The sequence below is a fragment of the Paraburkholderia rhynchosiae genome (assembly GCF_002879865.1).
Taxonomy (GTDB): Bacteria; Pseudomonadota; Gammaproteobacteria; order Burkholderiales; family Burkholderiaceae; genus Paraburkholderia; species Paraburkholderia rhynchosiae.
On sequence record NZ_PNXY01000028.1, the window covers coordinates 1 to 21,964 of the forward strand.

Consider the following 21,964-nt stretch of genomic DNA (forward strand, 5'->3'; position numbering starts at 1 on the left):
CCCCAGGCAGTACCGCAACAAGTCATGCCTGATGACCATAGCGAGTCGGTCCCACCCCTTCCCATCCCGAACAGGACCGTGAAACGACTCTACGCCGATGATAGTGCGGATTACCCGTGTGAAAGTACGTCATCGTCAGGCTCCCCTGCAGCACCAGAAACCCCACCCCGAAAAAGGTGGGGTTTCTGCGTTTACGGCGCGATAACACCGCGCAGACAACTAAGCCCTTTTCCGCGCCGGAAGTTGATACGGCAACCCTGCCGTAAAGCGGTCCAGTCGTTCGCTGGCTTCGGTGACAGCCCAAAGCGGAGCGCGGTGCAATTGCTGGTCGTAGTTGGTTGCAATTTGCGCGAACAGCGTGAATGCAGCACTGTCTAGCGCCCATCTTCCGGCATCCCGTCCGATGTCGAACACCTTGGCTATCTCGCGTTCCGCCGCACTGAGTTGCTCGCCGGTTGCAGCGCCGAAGCCCGATTCAGCCAAAAATCCGGTCAATAACATGACTTGTGTCAGTGTCTGAGCATCGCCCATTCCGCCGTTGCCCCGACGTAATGCATCTAGCGCCAGATGTGCGCGTAGCGCGAGGTCGTCAGCCGTCTGTCGGGCGATAGGCAGCAACATCACCTTGGCGTGCCGTGCCCGCGCAGCGCCAGTGTTACGGGAAAAGGGAATAGCTTGTGCCATGAAGGTCCAATGATTGTGCCTATGCAGATGCAATAACGGCGCGCGCGGCAAAAGGTTGAGCCGTTCCCGCCGATGCCCGCCTACGCCAGATGGCACAGCTGGCTCAATAGGCAGGGAACGTGAGCAAGATTCCGTCCGCAGGCAATAGCAGCTGCGCCCGGACCGCAGGTCAACCACAGCCAAGCATAGCCAAGCATATGCCGTCGACCGCATCATTCGCAGTCAGCCGCCACCACCCGTTGCCAACAGCATCATTCCCGTCGGCGCTCCGCCACCCCTCTTGGACGGCCTCATTTCCTCAGCGGCTTCCATCCACCCCCGATTGCATCTATTCCCCGCCAGCGGCAACCGCCGTCGCTGACCGCATCATTCCCGTCGCGGCTACCACCACGGCGACCGCAGCGTCCCGCCGTCAGCGCCCACCACTCCCCGGCCGACCGCATCCTTCGCCATCAGCGCCCACCTCCCGCTAACCGCATCATTCCCCCTCGACCACACGACCCGCATCCTCCACCGGAGCAACACTACGCGCCCGCACGCGACGCCGGATCTCCGAATCAAGAATCAATCGTCCGCGCAGCTTCCCTTTCATCCGCTTCACATACCGCGGCGCTTCAGTCATATGGACCGTCATCAGCTCGCGCACCTTTTCGACGTCGCGCTCGCGCGCCGCCTTCGTGATCGCCTTATGAATCTTGACGTTGGCCTGACCGAACCGCTCATGCTCGGCCTGCGGCGTATCGTTGCGAAACTCGATCAGTTGCCGGATCATCTCGTTGATCAACTCGCAGCTGAAACGCAGAAACGGATTGGGATTCGCGGCCGCAAGAATGTCGTGGAAGTTCACATCTTCCTGACGTTGCCGCACGATATCCTGGCCGCCGTGCGACGAAGCCGGCCGATCGCAACATGCAATGCTGGCCTCCAGCGCCTCGAAATCCTGTTCGGTCAGATGCGGCACCGCGCCGGCCGCAAGCTCCGGCTCGAGTAACTTGCGCACGGTATAAATGTCGTCGATGGACACGTCCTTGAAGAACAGATAGTTCTGCAAAAGCTGCAGCGTTCGATCCAGCGGCACCTCCACCACCATGCCGCCGCCGCTCGGGCCGGTCGTTACCTTGATAAGCCCTTGCACCTCGAGCGACTTCAGCGCCTCGCGGATCGTGCTCTTGCTCACGGAAAAGAGTTGCTGCAACTCGACCTCGCGTGGCAGGCGGTCGCCCGGCTTCAGGTCCTTCTCTGTGATCAGCCGCTTGATTTCCTCCGCGACCAGATCGCCGCGCTTTTGCTGCTTGATCTCAATCGCGGCGCCTGCCTTGGCTCGATCCGTGGCCATTTTCAATGCTCCTAATTTTGTGTGCTGCACCATCGGTGTTCGGCCGCGCAACGCCAAGCGCAAGCATATCCGCCTCGTTGCTCCAGGAATTTTGCCTTATTGACACTGGAATTTATTATACCTACGATCAAGTCAAACCTATTTATCATGATAAATAGGACAAAGCCAAGTGATCAAACTTCACGGGCGGCCAGCAAGTTTTCGCAGTCGTTCAGTGCGTGTCTCTTCCAAGGAGCGTCATTTTGAATCGCCGAGATATGTTGAAGCTGGCCGCGCTGTCGGCCGTTCCAGGTACGCTGGGCTCGCTCGTCGCGCGCAGCGCCTTCGCTCAGGCCGGGGGCGTGCAATTCGCCTGCCCCGTGCCGATGTCAGGCGCGTTCGCTGCCAACGGCAAGTACGCCGACCTCGGTATGAAGCTGGCCATCGAACAGTATGGCAAGGTGCTGGGCGAACCGCTCGCGTACTCGGTGCTCGACACCGAAGGCAAGCCTGCAACGGCGGTGCGCCGCGTGCAGGAAATCGCACAGCAAAAGAACGCGCGCTTCTTTGCGGGCGGTATTTTGTCATCCGAAGCATTGGCGATGGGCAAGGAAGTGCAGAAAGCCGGCGGCGTTTTCATCACCACGGCCGGCGCGGACGAAATCACCGGAAAGGACTGCAACGATGCAACTTTCCGCTGGTCGGTGCCTACGTATGGCGCGATCGAGCAGACGGTCCGTCCGTTGATCCAGATGATGCCGAAAGCCAGGCGCTGGTACACGATCACGCCGCAGTACGTATTCGGCGACGGCTTGCTGTCTGCTGCGAAAGCCGTCTTCAAGGACAAGGGCATCGAGCATGTGGGCAACAGTTATCACTCGCTCAATGAGAAGGAGTTCAGCGGCTATCTGACGAACGCGGTCGCTGCGAAGCCGGACGTCTTGCTGATCCTCAACTTCGGTTCACAATCTTCCGACACGCTTCGCCAGGCCGTGAGCTTCGGCATGAAAAACAACTGCACGATTCTGATCGCGTGGGCGTCCGGTCTCGAGCAATTCGAGTCGCTGGGTGCCGACTTGTGCGACGGCGTCTATTTCGGCGCGCAGTATTGGCACGCAATCGATTCGCCGCTCAATCGCGATCTCGTCAAACGCACGCAAGCGGCGTTCAAGACGAATCCCAACTACAGCCTGGCGGGCTCATATATCTGCACGAAGATTTTGCTGGACGGAATCGTGAAGGCCGGCAATGTCGATCCGAAGAAAGTGGTGGCCACGCTCGAGGGCATGAAATACGACGGACTGACAGGCCCCGAAGAAGTCCGCAAGGGCGATCATCAGGTGCTGAAGAACTACTACCTGTTAAAGGGTAAGGCGAAGAACAAGATGAAAAACGCCGATGATTACGCGGATATCGTCAGTTCGGGCCAATCGTTCCTGCCTCTCGACAAGACCGGTTGCAAGCTGGCCTGATGCGTGCCGTGCGTGGCAGTGCCGGGAACACCGCGGCTCGCACAAAAGCGGTGACGTTTCGCTAATCTTCACACAGACGCCATGAACGTTTATCTTCTTCAGATCGTCAACGGTATCGGAGTGGGGATGCTGTATTTCCTGCTCGCGGTCGGTTTGTCGATCGTGTTCGGCCTGCTGCGCTTCGTGAATTTCGCGCATGGCGCCTTCTATCTGCTCGGCGCTTACTTCTGCTATCAGGCGATGCAGTGGTCGATGAACTTCTGGACAGCACTGATCGTCGTGCCGATTGTTGTCGGCGCATTGGCGTGGGTCATCGAAAAGCTGATCTTGCGGCACGTCTACGCTCAGCAGCATGAGTTTCATATTCTTGTGACAGTAGGGCTCGCGCTCGTCGTGCAGGAATGCGCGATTCTCGTGTGGGGTCCGCTCGGCGACAACGTGCCTGTTCCCGACATGCTGAACGGCGTGGTGATCTGGGGCAGCTTTGTCTATCCGAAGTATCGCCTGTTCGTGATCGGCTTTACGGCCGTGCTCGCCGCGTTGCTCTGGTGGGTGCTGGAGGGTACGCGTCTTGGCAGTGCTGTGCGTGCGGGCAGTGAATCGACAGAGATGGTTTCGCTGCTAGGCATCAACGTGTTGCGCGTGTTCAGCCTCGTGTTCGCGCTCGGCGCCGCAACGGCCGCGCTCGCCGGCGTGCTCGCCGCGCCGATTCGCGGTGTCGATCCCTTCATGGGCATCGAGGCGCTCGGCGTCGCGTTCGTCGTCGTGGTGGTGGGCGGCATGGGCAACTTTCTCGGCGCGCTGGTGGGCGGCCTGTTAGTGGGTATCGTGCAAAGTGTGATGAGCACGCTGTGGCCCGAGGGCGCGCGATTGATGATCTATGTCGCGATGGCCGCTGTTCTTTTGCTGCGGCCGAATGGCTTACTCGGGAGAGCCGCGTGATCGATACTTCAAAGTCTGCCGTCACGAAAGCTGCTCCGCGCATGTCGGCACGCGCCTCGGGACGCGCATTGCATCGTTATCGTTTCCTGTTGCTGGCGCTGCTGGTCGTGTGCATTTTGCCGTTGACGCTGCGCTCGGGCTCGCTCGCCACGGAAGTACTCGTGTTCGCGCTTGCCGCATTGGGCTGCAATCTTCTGCTTGGCCACACAGGGCTGCTTTCGTTCGGGCAGGGTATCTTCTTCGGACTCGGCAGCTATAGCGCGGGCCTGGTGCTCACCAAAGCCGCTTTGCCCGTGCCCATTGCGCTCTTCGCGGCAATCGCCGTCGGTGCGATAGCCGCCGCGCTCGTCGGATGGTTTTCGATCAGACAGCGCGGCACATACTTCGTGATGCTGACGCTCGCGTTTGGACAACTGTTCTACTTCCTCGCTTACACCACGCCGGATCTGACCGGGGGCGACAATGGCCTGCTCGACATTCCGCGCCCCGCGCTCGGGTTCTTGGGCAAAACACTCGTTCCGCTCAGCTCGCCGTGGCAGTACTACGGGTTCGTCGCGGTGCTTTTCCTCGTCGTGTTCTGGTTGTTGATGCGCGTCTCGCACTCTGTGTTCGGCCGCACGCTGCTTGCGATCCGCGACAACGAAGCGCGTGCCGCCGCTGTCGGCTACGACGTCAAGCGCTTCAAGCTGATGGCGTTCGTCATCTCCGGCGGCGTAACAGGTCTTGCGGGCGCACTGCATGCGTTGATGACCGGTATTGCGCCGCTCTCCAACATCGACTACCACACGAGCGAGATGATTCTCGTGATGACGGTGATCGGCGGCACCGGCAATCTGTTTGCTTCCGTGCTGGGCGCCGCGTTCTATGTGCTGTTCGCCGACTGGCTCTCGACGTTGTGGCCGCGCTGGCTACTTCTACTTGGCATCGTGCTGATGGCGGTGAGCCTCTACATGCAACGCGGTCTATGGGGACTGGGCGAACGTATCTGGCAGGCACTACGGGGCCGTTCAGAAGCCGAAGCAGCCGATGCAGGCGACGACGCCGCAAGGGAGCGCATATGAGCGAGGCAATTCTTGAAGCAAGCGGCGTGGTGAAGCGCTATGGCAAATTCACGGCGCTCTCCGAGGTCACCTTGCGCATCATGCCGCGCACCGTGCATTCGGTAATCGGTCCGAATGGCGCGGGCAAGACTACGCTCTTTCATGTGCTGACCGGCACCGTGCCGATCACCGCGGGGACCATTGTTTTCGACGGACACAACGTCACGCATGAGCCAGATTACAAGCGTGTGCGTCGCGGCGTCGCGAGATCGTTTCAGGTGACGAGTCTGTTTGCCAATCTGAGCGTGCGCGAAAACCTGCGACTCGCCGCGCAAGGCGTCGACGCCATACGCGCGCTCAATGCATGGACGCCACCGCACGGTTCACTGGCGCATAAGGATACCGTCGACGGCGTACTCGAGCGCCTCGCGTTGCAGCGTTTCAGCAAGGTGCCGGCGGGCGCGCTCTCGCACGGCCAGCAGCGACGGCTGGAAGTCGGCATGGCGCTCGCCGCGCGGCCCAAGGCGATCTTTCTCGACGAGCCGACGTCGGGCATGGGTATCGACGATCTCGACGATATGAAGCGCCTGATTCGCGGCCTGCGCGACGACTACACCGTCGTGCTGATCGAGCACAACATGGGCATCGTGATGGACATCTCGGACACGATCACTGTGATGCAGCAAGGGCGCGTACTGGTGGAAGGGCGACCCGACGAAATTCGCGGCGACGAGCGCGTGCGCAGCGCCTATCTCGGCAACATGATCACCGGAGGCCGCGCATGATTCTCGACGTGCAGCAGATTCACGGCTTCTACGGGAAAAGTCACATCCTGCAAGGCGTTTCCTTGCAGATCGGCGAAGGCGAAACGGTCACGCTGCTGGGCCGCAACGGCACGGGAAAATCGACCACACTCAAGGCGATTGCCGGCGTCGTCGCGCCGAAGAACGGCAGCGTGATGTTCAACGGCGCAGCGATAAGCGGCTTGCCGGCGCACAAGATTGCGTCACGCGGCGTATGCTTCGTGCCCGAACATCGTGGCATTTTTCGTCTGCTCACTGTCGAAGAAAACTTGCGGCTTGGCGCGCGCAAAGACTCGCCGTGGCAACTCGACGACATCTACCGCATTTTTCCGCGGCTGAAAGAGCGGCGCACGAATGGCGGCGGACAGCTGTCCGGCGGCGAACAGCAGATGCTCGCGATCGGCCGCGCGCTGATGAATCATCCGCGCCTGCTGATGCTCGATGAACCGGTGGAGGGTCTCGCGCCGGTGATCGTCGAAGAGATCGTGGCGCAACTGAAGCTTATTCGCGAAGCGGGCGTGGCGATTCTGCTCGTCGAGCAGAACCTCGAAGTCTGTACGCAACTCGCGGACCGTCATTACATCATCGAACAGGGCGTGATCGTTTATTCGGGCGACAACTCGTCGTTCGCTGCCGACGACTCGATCAAGGACCGCTATCTGGGCGTCGGCGTCGTCTGAGCCCACGCCGACTTCACTATGAGGAAGCATTGATGCAAGTTCATGAATCACAGGGCACGCACACGCCTGATCGTTTGCGCGTCGATGGGGAACGGCTTTGGAACAGTCTCATGCAACTCGCGCAGATCGGCGCGACGGAAAAGGGCGGCGTTTGCCGGTTGGCGTTGACCGAACTGGACCGCATCGCGCGAGATCAGTTCGTTAGTTGGGCGAAGCAAATTGGCTGCACGGTGCGAGTCGATGCCATCGGCAATATCTTCGCGCGCCGCGCGGGATTGCGCGACGACCTCCCGCCTGTGATGACAGGCAGTCACATCGACACACAGCCGACCGGTGGCAAATTCGACGGCAACTATGGCGTGCTCGCCGGTCTCGAAGTGCTGCGCACGCTGGCCGATGCAAACGTCAGAACTCTTGCGCCGCTGGAAGTCGCGGTCTGGACGAACGAAGAGGGCTCGCGCTTCGTTCCGGTGATGATGGGCTCAGGCGTGTTCGCCGGCGCGTTCACGCTGGAACATGCGCTCGAGCAGCGCGATCGCGATGGCATCTCCGTGCGCGACGCGTTGGCGGCCATCGGCTATGTTGGCGAAAACACGAGACCGCATACCGTTGGTGCATATTTCGAAGCGCACATCGAACAGGGCCCGGTGCTGGAAGCGCACGACAAGACTGTCGGCATCGTGCAAGGCGCGCTAGGTCAACGCTGGTACGACGTGACAGTGCATGGCATGGAAGCGCACGCAGGCCCCACGCCGATGGAATTGCGCCGCGACGCGTTGCTCGTTGCCGCGGATCTGATCCACGCGGTCAACCGCATCGCGCTCGATCACGCGCCGCATGGCCGCGGCACGGTGGGCTGGGTCGACGTGCATCCGAACTCGCGCAACGTGATTCCAGGGCGCGTGAAGCTGACGGCCGATCTGCGCGCCGCCGACGACGCCACGCTCACCGCGATGGATAGCGCGCTGCGTGAAGCGTGCTCGGCCGCGAGCGCGAACGCGGGCATTACGGTGGACATCGAGCCGGTCGTCTACTTCGCGCCGCAACCGTTCGCCGCGGAGCTGGTGGCCGCCGTCAAGAAAGGCGCGGACATGCTGGGCTTTTCGTCGATGGACGTGATCAGCGGCGCCGGGCACGACGCGGTGTATCTCGCGCGCGTTGCTCCCGCCGCGATGATCTTCGTGCCATGCAAGGACGGCATCAGCCACAACGAGATCGAGGACGCGCGCGCAGATCACCTGGAAGCGGGCTGCAATGTGTTGTTGCACGCCATGTTGAAAGCGGCGCAAACTGTGCGGACAACGCCAGTGTCAGAGGCCTCCAGCATATGAAAATCCTCATCGCGCGGATGAATCACGAGACCAACACGTTCTCGCCGGTGGCTACGCCGTTGTCCGCCTTCGGCCAGAACGGTACGAGCAATGGCCCGAGTTTCGGCGAGGACGCGTTCAACGACAACAAGGGCATGCAGACCGCCATGGCCGCGTTCATCGACGCAGCCGAGCGCGAAGGCGCGCAGATCGTGACGCCTGTGTCGGCGGCGGCGAATCCGAGCGGCCCCGTCGAAGCCGCCGCATATGACGCGATCTGCGACGCGATTCTTGCAGCCGCTCCCGGCTGCGATGCCGTGATGCTCGATCTGCATGGCGCGATGGTCGCGGAGAATTCGAACGACGGGGAAGGCGATCTGCTCGAACGCGTGCGCGCCGCGTTGCCTCACGCACCGCTTGCCGTCGCATTGGATCTGCACGGCAACGTCACACAGAAAATGATCGACAACGCCGACGTGATCGTCAGCTTCAAGACTTACCCGCACGTCGATATGTATGAAACCGGCGCCCATGCCGCGCGTCTGATGTTCGCGCTCATGCATGGCGAAGCGAAGCCGGTGATCGCATGGCGTCAGCCGCCGCTGCTCACTCACACGCTGCGTAGTGCGACCGCCGAGGGCGCGATGAAGCGTGCCGTCGATGCCGCGCGCGCGGCCGAGGCAGACGGCATGCTCGCGGTCTCGGTGCTGTCCGGCTTTTCGCTCGCGGATATCGAGGCGCCGTGTATCAGCGTCGTAGTCGTCGGCAATGGCGAGCGCGAGCAAGCGGAAGCGGTGGCCGAGCGCATCGCGCAGCAAATCTGGAATGAACGTGAGGATTTCGTCTATCGCAGCGCGCCGCTCGCGGAGTCGGTTGCGCAAGCCGCGGCGCTCGCGAAAGACGCCGACAAGCCGGTGCTGCTGCTGGATCATGGCGACAACTGCATGTCGGGCGGCACGTGCGACACAATGGACCTGCTCGAAGAAGCGCTACGGCAGAATCTCGAAGGCATCGTCACCGGGCCGCTGTGCGATCCGCAAGCGGTGGCCGCGCTGATGGCCGCGGGCGTCGGTAGCAACGTGACCGTCACGATCGGCAACAAGGTCGCAAGCAGCGCGGTCACGCCGCGTCCGCCGGTCGCGCTGACCGGCGTCGTGCGTGCACTGACCGATGGCGAGTACGTGATCAGCGGCCCGACCTACACCGGGCAGCGCGCCCACATGGGACGCGCGGCGGTGCTCGACACCGGCACGGTCAAGCTCGTCGTGACCGAGCACACGCATGAACCGTGGGACCTTGGTGTGTTCGAAAGCGTCGGCATCGACCCGCGTCGCGCGCGCTTTCTGCTGCTTAAATCGCGCATGTACTGCCGTCCGGTTTTCGTGCCGATTTCTGCCGGCCTCGTGGAATGCGATAGCCGCGGCGTGACGAGCTCCGATTATCGACTGTTCGCTTTCAGGAACGTGAAGCGTCCGGTCTTTCCACTCGATGCACATGCCGACCGGAACGCGGCGCATTGAACGAGGCGAGCGGCGATAACATGAACGCCGTTTGGCTCTTGTGCAGTTTGGAGAGACTCTCTATAATTCGCGCCTCTACAGGCTCGTAGCTCAGTTGGTTAGAGCACCACCTTGACATGGTGGGGGTCGTTGGTTCGAATCCAATCGAGCCTACCAACGCATCAGTGATGTAGGCGAAAGCGGCTCCGCTTTCGTCTACTGTCCTGTCCAGGCAGTGACTTCACATCGTCGCTTTCCATCCGCATTCAACTCACATCGCGCGTTGCAAAACGCGCCGTTGCGGATGAATCGTGCGCGACTGGTTCGACGTCGAATCCATAGAACGACAGCGCCGTCGTACGCAGAATCGCGTCGAGTGCGGCCGCGTCAAGACCGGCGCCGAGCAGCGTCGACAACGATTCGCCATACCCCATCACCGCTTCGAATTGCGTATGCGGCCAGTCGCTGCCCCACATCAATCGTTCGGAGCCGAACTGCTCGATCAGTTGCGCCATCGCATCGAGGACGAATGTCGAGGCCGGCGTTGCGCAGCGATACGCGCCCGACACCTTCACCCACACGCGGCCCGTTTTGCCGTAACCGAGCAGCGCTTTGAAACCGCGGTCCTGGGTGCCCAATGCCGGATCGGGCCGGCCAAAATGATCGACGACGACTCGCACGCTGCGATCGAGAAGCCGGTCGATGATCGGCGCGAGATCGACTGCGTTTCTGTGTAGCTCGACATGCCAGCCCAGTCGCGCAACGTTGTCGAATAGCGACGTCCACGGCTGCGCGCCAAGCTCCGGCAGCGCCTGTTCCATCAGGTTCAGGCGAATCCCCGTCACGCCACGCCGTTGCAGGTCCGCGAGTTCATCTTCGGTAACGCTGGGCGCAACCACCGCGACGCCGCGCAGACGCTCGGCGTGGACGGACAACGCCTGCAACAGGTAGCGGTTGTCCGTGCCGAGAAAGCTCGGCTGCACGAGGACCGCATGCGTCATTCCGTGCGCGTTCAGGAGCGGTAGATAGTCGCTGAGCGTTGCGCCATAGGCGGGCGCGTAGCGCCGCTCGCCGCTCAAGGGCAAGCCGCGCTCGAAAACATGCGCGTGCGTGTCGACGCCACCTTGCGCAAACGGGAGTGATGATGCGGATGCGTTCATATTCAACTACGCGGAGGGTTCAGGGTGAGACGGGCTGCGTCGGCCGAGTCGGACGAGGCACCGGCGGACGGTTCCTGCGCCGCGCCACGCAGACGCTTGCCGCGCGTTTCGGGAAGCAGCAGCACGGCGATCATGGCGAGGCCGTATGCGACGGCCGCGTCAATGCCGATGGCCGCGCCGAGCGACATCGAATGGCTCATGTAGCCGACCAGCACCGGAAAACCCGCCGATGCAATGCGTCCGAAGTTGTAGCAGAAGCCGACGCCGGTGCCGCGCATGTCGGCGGGATACAGTTCGTTGAAGAGCGGGCCGAGGCTCGCCGGAATGCCAGCGGCAAACAGGCCCAGCGGAAAGCCGAGCACGAGCATCTGCATATTCGTCAACGGCAGCATGACGTACGCAAGCACAGTGACGATGCAGCAGAAAGCGAACAGCGCGATGTTGCGGCGCCGGCCGATGCGATCGAGCAGATAGGCGCTCAGCATGCAACCGCACCAGAACGCGACGATCACGACCGCGAGGTAGCCGCCGGTATTCAGCACCGACAGGTGCCGCTCCTTCGCGAGGAACGTGGGCAGCCACGTCATGATCGCGTAGTAGCCGCCGTGAGCGCCGGTGCCGAGCAGCGCACCGATGAGGGTCGTTCGCAGCACGCGCGGCTGGAACACCTGCAGGATCTGAGCGAGCGCGGACACTTTGGGGCCGGCGCTGACGCCGACCGGAGCGACGCGCACGGGCTCTTTCAGATTGCGCCGTACGAACAGCACGAGTCCGGCGGGCAACAGGCCGACTGCGAACATTGCGCGCCAGGCCGTGTCGGCGGGTAGCCATGAAAACGCGGCGGCGTAGACCAGAACCGCTGCGCCCCAGCCGACGGCCCACGCGCTCTGCACCGCGCCCATCGCCTTGCCGCGATGCTCGGTGCGGATCGTCTCGGCCATCAGCACTGCACCTGCGGCCCATTCGCCGCCGAATCCGAAACCCTGTAGCGCTTTGAGCAGCAACAGTTGCGGGAAATTTTGTGCGAACGCGCAGAGGAAGGTGAAACCGGCGAACCAGAGAATCGTCATCTGCAAGGTTCGCACGCGGCCGAAGCGGTCCGATAGCGCGCCGGCAATCCAGCCGCCGAGCGCCGATGAGATCAGCGTGACGCTGCTGATCGCGCCCGCCTGCGTGTGGTCGATGCCATACGCCGCGATAATCGCGGGAATGGCGAGCGTGAACATCTGGACGTCCAGCGCGTCCAGTCCCCAGCCGGCGAAACATCCCCAGAAGGTATTGCGCTCGACTGGCGTGCTCTGCTTGTACCACGTGAACATAGCCATCTCCGTCCGTTCTTCCTGCTGTCGATTCATGTATTCATATATATGACTGTATGAATTCTGCGCCCGATCCGGCGGCAAGTCATTGCGTAATAACCCTTGCTCGTCCGAAACCAGGCGGATGCGGTACAGTAGTTACTCCTCTGTATAACTGTATGAATCCATGAATACGGCGTCTTTCGCGTCAAAGCCGGACGACCGGCTGCCCCGTTACCAGCAATTGCGCGACGACCTCGTCAGCCGCATTGCCGCCGGCGAATGGGCGCCCGAAAAGGCCATCGCCACCGAGGCCGAACTGGGCCAGTTCTACAACGTATCGACCGGCACCGTGCGCAAGGCGATCGACTTGCTGGTGAGCGACGGTGTGCTCACGCGCACTCAGGGCAAGGGCACGTTCGTGCGGCGGCCGCGTTTCGACTCGTCGCTTTTCCGTTTTTTTCGCTTCGTGTCGCGCGACGGCCAGCCGGTGCGCCCCACGGCGCGCGTGCTCAAACGCGAGGTCGTCAAGCCCAGTGAAGAGATCCGCATTGCCTTGCAGATGAAGGCGTCGGAGAAGGCGATTCATCTGTCGCGCGTGCGGCTGATCGAAGGGCGCACGGTTTTGTCAGAGGAAATCTGGCTGCCGCGCGCGCGTTTCGACGTGCTCGCCACGTTGCCGCTCGATCAGTTCGAAGACCTGCTGTACCCGCTTTACGAGCGACTCTGCAAGCAGGTGGTGGCCTCGGCGACGGAAATACTCCGCGTTGAACAGGCTACCGCCGAAACGGCATCCCTGCTCGGCATCAAAACAGGCAGCCCGGTGATTGTGGTTCACCGGGTTGCGTCCGACTTCGCCGGCGCGCCGTTCGAATGGCGCAGCACGCGCGGCGCCGCCGATACATTCCAGTATCAGGTCGAAATCCGCTAGGCGATTTTGCCGGCATTTCCTCTAACGCTAAAAGCTCCGACCCGACGCGCGACGACCCGCGCTATGCGGGTATCACCCCATGGCGTCCGCGCGCAATTCATACAAACATATATATGACTGTATCAATTTAAGCCGATTCGACCGGTTCGCAAGGATACGCGGCGAGCGGAGCAACAGCGGAGAAACCATGTCCACACCCGTAGCATTCGAGCAGCAGGTCATGAAAAAGATGGCGTGGCGGTTAATGCCACTGCTCATCGCGACTTGCCGATCGAATGCTGGCTCGCGGCGACGAACGCGCGGTTGTAATACGGGAACCACTTCACATAGAAGAGTCCGACGACGGCGATCGCGAGAAACACGATCCAGCCAAGCGCGACGCGGGGCTGACGAAGGGTTGATTGCATATTGGTCTTAACGTTGGTGTTGAATCAGACGACAGCGAGCGAATGCTTATCCAGTTGTGCGAGCAGCGCTCTGGCCTGATCGACGACGTCGGCGTCGTTTGGCCGGAACTGGATTGGCAGCGCTTGTGGCAATTGCTCGAAATGCTGATGGCTGCTGCGCGCGTACGCGGGATCGTAGTGCTGCTCGATCAGCTCGTTCGCGAGTTCGGCGCGACGGTTTTCGTCGACGAGTTGTTGCCAGCCGGTAACGCGCTCGCGGCTATGCAAGCCGATCAAACGTTGCAGTTGCGCCTTCAGCGATTCGGGATCGTCGAACAGGTGCGCGTAGTCTTTAAGCAGGAACGTCGAGCGATCTTCGCGGCTCGTCGCCACTTCCACGCAGGCGCCGCGATGAAACGTTTCGAGCAGCGCGAGCGGCAACGCGACTGAGCCGATGCGGCGGCTCTCGGCTTCGACGAACACAGGGCGCGCGGGATCGAAGCCCCGCAGCGCGCTCACCAGCAAGGTGTCGAAGCCCTTCTGCGACGGCTGCGCGATGCCCGCCCACGCGCCGAGCAGCGAGCCGCGATGCGCGGCCAGCGCTTCGAGGTCCAGCGTCTGCGCGCCCGCTTCGTGGAGCGCGGCGAGCAGCCGCGTCTTGCCGCTGCCGGTCGGGCCGACCAGCGCGACATAGCGGAAATTTCTCGGCAAGGTGGTGAGCGCCTCGACAGTCGCCCGCCGATAGGTCTTGTAGCCGCCGTCGAGTTGACGCGCGGGCCAGCCGATCATGTTAAAGAGCGATGTGACCGAGCCCGAGCGTTTGCCGCCGCGCCAGCAATAGATCAGGGGGCGCCAGTTGCGCGGCCGGTCCGCAAACGTGGTTTCCAGATGAAGCGCGATGTTGCGCGCCACCAGCGCCGCGCCCACTTTGGTGGCTTCGAACGGCGACACCTGCTTGTACATGGTGCCGACCAGCACCCGTTCCTCGTTGCTCAGCACCGGCGCGTTCATCGCGCCCGGAATGTGGTCCTCGGCAAACTCGAGAGGCGTGCGTACATCGATGATTTCATCGAAATCACCTGCTTGATCGAGGCTGACGAGTAGGTTTTTCAAGGGGTTACAGACCGAAAGGCGCCGGGAAGAGCGAAATTATCGCATGTGCCGCGCGTGGCGGCAGCGCACCCCTTTCCGGCCCGTCCCGCTCGCCCGCTCGCGAAGCGCTCAGATCACTTCGACGCGCCCCGCGCCGCTGACCATTTCCCCGATCACGCGAGCGTCGCCAAAACCATCGGCGTGGAAGAGGGCGAGGACGTCGTTCACGGCGTCGGGCGAACACGAAACCAGCAGGCCGCCAGAGGTTTGCGGATCGGTCAGCAAGGTGCGCGCGGTTGCGGCAAGCGTTGCCGGCAACGTGATGTCCTTGCCGTAAGCGTCCCAGTTGCGCCCCGACGCACCCGTGAAAATGCCGGCTTGCGCCAGCTCGACGACGCCCGGCAGCCACGGCAGATCGGCGTAGCGCACGCGCGCGGTCAGGTTCGAGCCGCGCGCGAGTTCCAGCGTATGGCCGAGCAGGCCGAAGCCGGTGATGTCGGTGAGCGCATGCACGCCGTCGAGCGCGGCCAGGTCGGCGCCCGGCCGGTTGAGTTTGGTCGTCGCGCCGATCATCGCGGCATAGCCGTTGGCATCGAGCCGGTCTTTCTTGAGCGCCGCCGACAGCACGCCGACGCCGAGCGGCTTGCCGAGTATCAGCACGTCGCCGGCTTGCGCGCCCGCGTTGCGCTTCACGCGCCGCGGATTGACCACGCCGATGGCCACCAGACCGTAGATGGGTTCAACAGAGTCGATCGAATGGCCGCCCGCGAGCGGAATGCCGGCGTCGGCACAAACCGATTCGCCGCCCTTGAGCACCGCCGCGATCACGTCGTGCGGCAACACGTTGATCGGCATCCCGACGATGGCCAGCGCCATCAGCGGTTTGCCGCCCATTGCATAGACGTCGGAGAGCGCGTTGGTGGCGGCGATCCGGCCGAACTCGAACGGATCGTCGACAATCGGCATGAAGAAGTCGGTGGTCGCGACAATCGCCTGCTCGTCGTTGAGCTTGTAGACGGCGGCGTCGTCGGCGGTATCGTTGCCGACCAGCAGGTCGGGGAAGAACGGCAGCGGCGCACTGCGCTTAAGCAGGTCCGCGAGCAGGCCCGGCGCGATCTTGCAACCGCAGCCGCCGCCGTGCGACAGGCTGGTCAGGCGGGGCGATGAACTTGCGTTGGTGTGGGCGTCGATCATGATGGTGCGAATTTATGGCTTTGAATGCTCGCATTATGAGGGTTGTCGATGCGGCGCGCTGTGGCCTTGGCCTGACATGCGGTGCGTCGAGCCGTGCCGGATGGCGGATGCGATTGCGTTTCCCAATCTCGTCGCCACGCGCGCCTGGCGAAAACGCTATCCCGCCTCGCCGGTACGCCCTTTGCTGGAACACATTCGGGTCGATGCGGGCAACGCTGCACGCAACCAGGCAGACCCGCGACCGCTGGCGGCAACGGCATGGAGGCGTGGCATGGGATGTGGCGCGAAAGGTGTCATGACGCTCGGGCAGGAGAAAGATATTGCCGGCGAGGAAATGCTCAATATGCAGCATCTCGAAGCGAGTCCGGACGGCAACTTCGTTTTGCTTGTCGAAACCGAGCGCTCGGAATGGGGCGTGCAGCAGCAGACCAGTTATCGAATGCCGGCAAAGCGCCTCATCGAGTTGATCAAAAGGGAAGGCGAACGCGTTGACGGCTAACGTCTGCAACAGAGAATAGTGCATACAGTGACGCATATTCGCGTCAGTTGAGCGTATGCGCCGGCGCTCGCCGGCTATGACGCGCCAATGTGTCCCGATAGATGCCCGGCACCAGAGCCAGTTGCGCGGGCGTGCCTTCCTGCACGACACGGCCGCGATTCATCACGATGATGCGATCGAACGATTGCAACGTCGAAAGCCGATGCGCAATTGCAATCACGGTGCGATTTTTCATGAGACGTTCGAGCGCGGCCTGGATCGCAATTTCCGAGGCGGTGTCGAGCGCGGAGGTCGCTTCGTCGAGCAGCAGTATCGGCGAGTCCTTCAGGATCGCGCGGGCAATCGCTATGCGCTGACGTTGCCCGCCCGACAGCTTGGTGCCGCGGTCACCGGCAATCGCGTTCAAACCGTCCGGCAATGCCGCGATAAAGTCCATGCAGCTCGCGTCTTCGCATGCGCGCTTCACCTCGGCTTCGCTTGCCTCGGGACAGCCATAGCGGATGTTGTCGAGCAACGAGCGATGAAACAGCGCGACGTCTTGCGGCACCACCGACATCGCGGCCTGCAGGCTTTCCAACGTCACTTGCGAAATGTCCTGACCGGAAATGCGCACGCATCCGCTGCCCGCTTCGTAGAAATGCTGAAGCAGCGCAAGCACGGTCGATTTGCCGGCGCCGGACGGTCCGACCAGTCCGACGCGTTCGCCTGCCTGGATATGCAGCGTCAGGTCGTTCAGTACAGTTCTGCGTCCCGGATAAGCGAACGATACGTTGTGGAAATCGACAGTCGCTTCACGCACGATAAGCGGCATGGCCTTGGGCGCTTCCGGCATCGAATAAGACGTGAGCAAAGTTTGTGAGGCTTCCGCGAGACGCGCCACGTGCTGCGTCAAATCGACGAACGCGACAGCGACATCGCGCGAGCCATGCAGGATCGCAAAACCCAATGAACCGACGAGGACGACATCGCCGGTGGTCGCTCTGCCTTGCGTCCACAGCCAAACGGTCCACCCGAGCACGCCCGCCGACAGCAACGTCGTCACGAGCGCGTGCAGCAGGCGCAATTTTTCCAGGTAGAGCAGGCTGTTTTTGCGCGCTTCGGCCTCGGCATTCAGGTGGCCGTCGAAGCGCCGCAGCTCTGCGTTCACTGCACTGAACGCGCGCACCAGTCCCATATTGCCGATCACGTCGACGAGCTCGCCGTCCACCGAAGCCGCCTTGTTCGCGAACGCCTCATGCCGCGAAGTGCCTTTGCGCGCGAGCCAGAATAGACACGCGGTGAGCAGCGCGGAAATAGCGACGAGCGCAACGCTCATCGGAAGGCTCACGGTTGCGACCATGAAGATCGCGCCGATGACGGTCAGCGTCGGGGGCAAGGCGGTCCAGGCAACCGTGTTTTCGATCACGTACACCGCGTTGGCCGTGGCCGACACGCGGCTCGATAGCACGCCCGGTTGCTTGTCAGCGAAAAACGATGGCGCGTGTCCCAGCAAATAGTCGAACATGTCCTGGCGGATGTCGCCCGTGACTCTCACGAATGCGCGCGCCGAAACCCAGCCGGCCACGCGCCACAACAGGTTATCCGCCAGGATCAGGCCGACGAGCACGGCAAACGCATACGCGACCGTCTCCGGATGAGCGCGTCCGTGAGGCAGCGCGTCGATCAGATTGCGGATGCCATATTGCGAGGCAAGCGCAAAGCCGACTGCGCTGATCACGCTGATGAGCACAACGGCATGCGCCACCTTGTGACGCGCGACATAGCGCCAGATAAGACGAATGGGCCGGCCCGCGTAACGGGAGAGAACACGCGAACGCCGCCGCTCGCGCACGCGGCTCGCGCGGCTCCGATCGCTCTGCTCGACGAGTTCCATGGTGCCCTTCCCGAACTTGCGCGCCGGTGGGCGACAGGTTTGCCTTCCGAGAAGGGAGGTGTTCCATGTGACCGGCGAAACAACTGGATCGCAAGCACCATGCCTTGCGCCGCCGCCGCGCGCTGCCAGCAACTACGTTGGTATCCTGAGCGCATCGCGGCGACACTGCGTCGAACGGGAAACATCCTGTTCCGCGAAGTCAAACCGCAGTCGTAATGGTTACAAGAATGCGTTGAAAGAAGTGACGCGCGCCCCGCCCGCCGTGAACGGCTTTCGCTCACGACATGAATATCCACAGATAGGCGGCGCATAATGTTCAATTGTTGACCCTTGGCAGGAAGAGGGTTGTATGCGCTGCACAAACTGCGGGTTTGAGAATCTCACCGGGGCTCGATTCTGCGAAGCATGCTGGGCCACGCTGGCGCGCTCGTGTCCGCGTTGCGGACACGAGGCGGGGCCAGCCGCCCGATTCTGCAGCGAGTGCGGAGCGCCGCTGAGCGAGGCGTCGGCAACACCATCCCTGCATTCCCCGTCCGCTTCCGAGCCGCCGCCGGCGCCCATCCATTACACGCCGCATCACCTTGCCGAGCGCATCCGCGCCGAACGCGCGGCCATGGAAGCTCGGGGCGAAACTGCGGGCGAACGTAAGACCGTCACGGCGCTGTTCGCGGACATGGCCGGCTCCACGGCTTTGATCCATAACCTCGATCCGGAAGTGGCGCATCGCCTCATCAGACCCGTCGTCGCGCTGATGATGGAAGCCGTCCACTACTACGAAGGCTACGTGGCGAAGTCGCTCGGCGACGGCATCCTCGCGCTGTTCGGCGCGCCGATCGCCCATGAAGACCATCCGCAGCGCGCGCTCTTCGCGGCGTTGCGGATGCAGCAGGCGATGCGCCGGCATGGCGACCGGATTCGTCTGGAGGAAGGCATTCCTTTGCAGATCCGTGTGGGTGTTCACACCGGCGAAGTCGTCGTGCGCTCGATCCGGACCGACGATCTGCACACCGATTACGATCCGGTTGGGCACACGATCCACATCGCGTCGCGGATCGAGGGAATCGCCACGCCCACGTCGATCCTCGTCAGCGAGTCCACTCACAAGCTGGCCGAAGGCTATTTCGAGTTCAAGGCGCTTGGGGCGACCCAACTTAAAGGCATTCCCGCGCCGCTGTCCGTGTACGAGGTGCTGGGCCCCGGTGCATTGCGCACGCGCCTGCAACTGGCGGCGCATCGCGGCCTCGCCCGTTTCGTCGGGCGCACGGCCGAAATCGAGCACCTCAACCGGGCACTTGAAGCGATCAGGGCGGGGCATGGGCAGGTCGTCGGTGTGGTCGGCGAAGCGGGTGTCGGCAAGTCGAGACTCTTCCACGAATTCAAGGAGCGTTCGCGCCGCGGCTGTCTGGTGCTGGAGACGTTCTCGGTATCGCACGGCAAGGCGTTTGCCAATTTGCCGCTGATCGAGCTTCTGAAGAACTATTTCCGCATCACCGCGCAGGACGACGAGCGGCGCTGCCGGGAAAAGGTCATCGGCAAAGCGCTGGCACTCGAGCGCAGTTTCGAAGATCTCGTGCCCTACGTGCTCTATCTGCTTGGCATCGGCGAACCCGGTTCGGCGCTCGCCGAGATGGATCCGCGGATACGGCGCGAGCGGACCTTCGACGCAATCATGCAACTTCTCGCGCGCGAGAGCCGCAATCAGCCGATCGAGCTGTTGTTCGAGGACCTGCAATGGCTGGACCGCGAGACCGAAGCCTTCCTCGCGTACCTGATCGAACACGTGCCGGGCGCCCGGGTTCTGCTTCTTGTGAACTATCGGCCGGAGTATCAGCCTGCGTGGGAGCGCGCGAGCCATTGCAGCCAGCTTCGGCTCGAACCGCTTGGCCCGGCCGAAGCCCAGGGACTGCTCACGGCGCTGCTCGGCGACGATCCCACCCTCGCGCCTCTCAAGCAGCTCATCCTCGAGAAGACGGAGGGCAATCCATTCTTCATGGAGGAAGTGGTCCAGACGCTCGCCGAGGAGAAATCGCTGCTTGGCGATGTCGGCCGTTACCGGATCGAGCAGACTCCGGCGACACTGCATATTCCGACCACCGTGCAAGGCGTGCTGGCCGCCCGTATCGACCGGCTTCCCATTGAGGAGAAGGAGTTGCTGCAGACTCTCGCAGTGATCGGCCACGAGTTTCCGTTCAGCTTGATCCGGCGCATCTGCGGCGATCAGGCGGCGCACGACGACGATCTGCGCCGCCTGCTGGCTCACCTCGAAGCCGCGGAGTTCATCTACGAGCGACCCGCGTTCCCGGAAGTGGATTATTCGTTCAAGCACGCGCTGACCCAGGAAGTGGCCGGGCACTCGCTGCTCACGGAACGGCGCAGCGCGCTGCACGAGCGCACTGCGCAGGCGATCGAGGCGCTGTTCCCTACGCGCATTGCGGATTACTGCAGCGAACTGGCGCATCACTACAGCCTGAGCGGCAACCTTCCGAAAGCGGTGGAGTACCTGCATCGTGCGGCCCAACAGGCGCTGCGCCACGCTGCCCATCCGGATGCGATGCATCATCTCGGCGCAGCGCTGACGTTGCTCAAGCGTTTGCCCGACACCCCTGCACGCGCGCAACGGGAACTGGCGCTGCTGCTCACGCTGGGGCCGGCCTTGATGGATGTGCGCGGCTACGGTGCGCCGGAAGTCGCGGCGACCTATACGCGCGCGCTGGCATTGTGCGAGCGGACCGGCGAGACGTCGCAGCGCTTTGCGGCGCAACTGGGATTGCGGATCCATCATCTGGTGCGCGCGGAGTACGCGACCGCGTATGAACTGGGCAAGCAGATGCTCGTCACGGCGCGCCGCGCAAAGGATCCCAGCCTGCTCATGGAGGCGCATGGCGCGTTGGGCTCGTGCTCTTTCCTGCAAGGCAATCTCGACGCTGCTCGCACTCACGTGGAGCAAGCACTTGCCATCTACGACCCCGAGCAGCATCAGGCCCACGTCTTCGCGCACGGCGTGGACCCGGGCATCCGGGCTCTGAACTTCCTCGTTCTGACCTTATGGTTTCAGGGATACCCCGATCAGGCGCGCAAGCGCAGCCTGGAGGCACTTGCCCTCGCACAGAAGCTTGCCTATGGCCCGACTCTGGCGTTCAGCCTCACTTACGCGGCCCAGTTGCATCAACTGCGGCGCGAGTCGTCGCTTGCTCATGAGCATGCCGAAGCGATCATTACGCTCTCGACCGAGCAGGGACTGCCGTACTGGCTCGCATGGGGAATGCTTCTGCGCGGCTGGGCGATAAGCGAGCAGGGAAGCATTCCGGAGGGAATCGCCCAGATGCGCCGGGGACTCGATGCGCAGCGGGCCGCCGGTGGCGAAGACCAGCGTCCGTATTTTCTGGCTCTGCTTGCCGACAGCTATTGGCGCGCGGGGGACAGGGAGGCGGGTCTCGGAATGCTCGAAGAGGCCATGTCGATCGTGGAGAAATCCGGCGAGCATTGTTATGAGGCCGAGTTGTACCGGCTCAAGGGCAGCATGTTGCCGGTCGGGTTGAACAACGAAGCCGCGGGCTGTTTTCACCAGGCGATTGCGCTGGCTCGCCAGCAGGGTGCCAGATCGCTGGAATTGCGCGCGGTGTCGGGCCTCGCCCGGCTGTGGCAACGGCAAGGGAAGACGGCCGACGCACGTCAGGCGCTGTCGAATGTGTACGAGCGCTTCACAGAAGGCTTCGACACAGCCGATATGCGCGACGCGAAAGCATTGCTGGACGCGCTGGCCTTGAGCGATGGATAAACGAATCG

17 protein-coding genes, 1 tRNA gene, 1 rRNA gene and 1 pseudogene are annotated in these 21,964 nt (G+C 62.6%); 12 read left to right on the forward strand and 8 right to left on the reverse strand.

What is annotated here, in order from left to right:
• Positions 1–27: 27 nt before the first annotated feature.
• Positions 28–141, forward strand: a 5S ribosomal RNA gene (gene rrf / locus C0Z16_RS28780).
• A gap of 78 nt (positions 142–219) precedes the next feature.
• Here the strand turns inward: rrf and C0Z16_RS28785 are convergent.
• Together C0Z16_RS28785 and C0Z16_RS28790 are read right to left on the reverse strand one after the other, a co-directional pair.
• Entirely contained in the window at positions 220–684 is a 465-nt protein-coding gene (locus C0Z16_RS28785) for a hypothetical protein (protein WP_102635458.1), read from the reverse strand.
• Between the two features lie 478 nt (positions 685–1,162).
• Positions 1,163–2,020 carry a FadR/GntR family transcriptional regulator gene (locus tag C0Z16_RS28790; protein WP_102635459.1) on the reverse strand — a complete coding sequence of 286 codons (858 nt, stop codon included), beginning with the start codon at positions 2,018–2,020 and terminating at the stop codon, positions 1,163–1,165.
• A gap of 242 nt (positions 2,021–2,262) precedes the next feature.
• On the opposite strand from C0Z16_RS28790, the gene C0Z16_RS28795 reads away from it, so the two are divergent.
• The 8 genes from C0Z16_RS28795 to C0Z16_RS28830 all read left to right on the forward strand — a co-directional run bounded on the left by C0Z16_RS28795 (position 2,263) and on the right by C0Z16_RS28830 (position 9,922).
• Positions 2,263–3,471: an ABC transporter substrate-binding protein gene (locus C0Z16_RS28795; protein ID WP_102635460.1), complete on the forward strand. Its 1,209-nt coding sequence runs from the start codon at positions 2,263–2,265 to the stop codon at positions 3,469–3,471.
• An 81-nt stretch (positions 3,472–3,552) separates the two neighbouring features.
• Positions 3,553–4,413 carry a branched-chain amino acid ABC transporter permease gene (locus C0Z16_RS28800; RefSeq protein WP_102635461.1) on the forward strand — a complete coding sequence of 287 codons (861 nt, stop codon included), beginning with the start codon at positions 3,553–3,555 and terminating at the stop codon, positions 4,411–4,413.
• Positions 4,410–5,474 carry a branched-chain amino acid ABC transporter permease gene (locus C0Z16_RS28805; RefSeq protein ID WP_102635462.1) on the forward strand — a complete coding sequence of 355 codons (1,065 nt, stop codon included), beginning with the start codon at positions 4,410–4,412 and terminating at the stop codon, positions 5,472–5,474. The genes C0Z16_RS28800 and C0Z16_RS28805 overlap by 4 nt, the downstream gene beginning before the upstream one ends.
• Positions 5,471–6,238, forward strand: coding sequence for an ABC transporter ATP-binding protein (locus C0Z16_RS28810; RefSeq protein ID WP_102635463.1), 768 nt, complete (start codon positions 5,471–5,473; stop codon positions 6,236–6,238). The genes C0Z16_RS28805 and C0Z16_RS28810 overlap by 4 nt, the downstream gene beginning before the upstream one ends.
• The gene (locus tag C0Z16_RS28815; RefSeq protein WP_102635464.1) at positions 6,235–6,936 is read left to right on the forward strand and encodes an ABC transporter ATP-binding protein; all 702 of its coding nucleotides are present in this window, start codon (positions 6,235–6,237) and stop codon (positions 6,934–6,936) included. The genes C0Z16_RS28810 and C0Z16_RS28815 overlap by 4 nt, the downstream gene beginning before the upstream one ends.
• A 32-nt stretch (positions 6,937–6,968) precedes the next feature.
• Positions 6,969–8,267: a Zn-dependent hydrolase gene (locus tag C0Z16_RS28820; RefSeq protein ID WP_102635465.1), complete on the forward strand. Its 1,299-nt coding sequence runs from the start codon at positions 6,969–6,971 to the stop codon at positions 8,265–8,267.
• Positions 8,264–9,766, forward strand: coding sequence for a M81 family metallopeptidase (locus C0Z16_RS28825; protein WP_102635466.1), 1,503 nt, complete (start codon positions 8,264–8,266; stop codon positions 9,764–9,766). Before C0Z16_RS28820 ends, C0Z16_RS28825 begins: the two co-directional genes overlap by 4 nt.
• A 79-nt stretch (positions 9,767–9,845) precedes the next feature.
• Positions 9,846–9,922 (forward strand) — tRNA-Val (locus C0Z16_RS28830).
• Positions 9,923–10,011: 89 nt separating this feature from the next.
• Here the strand turns inward: C0Z16_RS28830 and C0Z16_RS28835 are convergent.
• Both C0Z16_RS28835 and C0Z16_RS28840 read right to left on the reverse strand, forming a co-directional pair.
• Entirely contained in the window at positions 10,012–10,905 is an 894-nt protein-coding gene (locus tag C0Z16_RS28835) for an amidohydrolase family protein (protein ID WP_102635467.1), read from the reverse strand.
• A gap of 2 nt (positions 10,906–10,907) precedes the next feature.
• The gene (locus tag C0Z16_RS28840) at positions 10,908–12,224 is read right to left on the reverse strand and encodes an MFS transporter (protein ID WP_102635468.1); all 1,317 of its coding nucleotides are present in this window, start codon (positions 12,222–12,224) and stop codon (positions 10,908–10,910) included.
• A gap of 166 nt (positions 12,225–12,390) precedes the next feature.
• Here C0Z16_RS28840 and C0Z16_RS28845 point away from each other — a divergent pair, with 166 nt between their 5' ends.
• Complete coding sequence (locus tag C0Z16_RS28845) at positions 12,391–13,134, forward strand: GntR family transcriptional regulator (protein ID WP_102635469.1); 744 nt, start codon at positions 12,391–12,393, stop codon at positions 13,132–13,134.
• 260 nt (positions 13,135–13,394) lie between these two features.
• On the opposite strand, the pseudogene C0Z16_RS37530 reads toward C0Z16_RS28845, so the two are convergent.
• The 3 genes and pseudogenes from C0Z16_RS37530 to selD all read right to left on the reverse strand — a co-directional run.
• A pseudogene (locus C0Z16_RS37530) lies at positions 13,395–13,541 on the reverse strand (permease); the annotation flags it as partial.
• 24 nt (positions 13,542–13,565) lie between these two features.
• Entirely contained in the window at positions 13,566–14,633 is a 1,068-nt protein-coding gene (gene mnmH / locus C0Z16_RS28850; RefSeq protein ID WP_102635470.1) for a tRNA 2-selenouridine(34) synthase MnmH, read from the reverse strand.
• A 108-nt stretch (positions 14,634–14,741) separates the two neighbouring features.
• A complete protein-coding gene (gene selD, locus C0Z16_RS28855) occupies positions 14,742–15,806 on the reverse strand; it encodes a selenide, water dikinase SelD (protein ID WP_102635471.1) in 1,065 nt (354 codons plus the stop codon).
• A 100-nt stretch (positions 15,807–15,906) separates the two neighbouring features.
• On the opposite strand from selD, the gene C0Z16_RS39000 reads away from it, so the two are divergent.
• Complete coding sequence (locus C0Z16_RS39000) at positions 15,907–16,305, forward strand: hypothetical protein (protein WP_244201394.1); 399 nt, start codon at positions 15,907–15,909, stop codon at positions 16,303–16,305.
• A gap of 43 nt (positions 16,306–16,348) precedes the next feature.
• On the opposite strand, the gene C0Z16_RS28865 is transcribed toward C0Z16_RS39000, so the two are convergent.
• Positions 16,349–18,178: an ABC transporter ATP-binding protein gene (locus C0Z16_RS28865; RefSeq protein WP_102635472.1), complete on the reverse strand. Its 1,830-nt coding sequence runs from the start codon at positions 18,176–18,178 to the stop codon at positions 16,349–16,351.
• Between the two features lie 349 nt (positions 18,179–18,527).
• On the opposite strand from C0Z16_RS28865, the gene C0Z16_RS28870 reads away from it, so the two are divergent.
• Positions 18,528–21,956 carry an adenylate/guanylate cyclase domain-containing protein gene (locus C0Z16_RS28870; RefSeq protein ID WP_102635473.1) on the forward strand — a complete coding sequence of 1,143 codons (3,429 nt, stop codon included), beginning with the start codon at positions 18,528–18,530 and terminating at the stop codon, positions 21,954–21,956.
• The last annotated feature ends 8 nt before the right edge of the window (positions 21,957–21,964 follow it).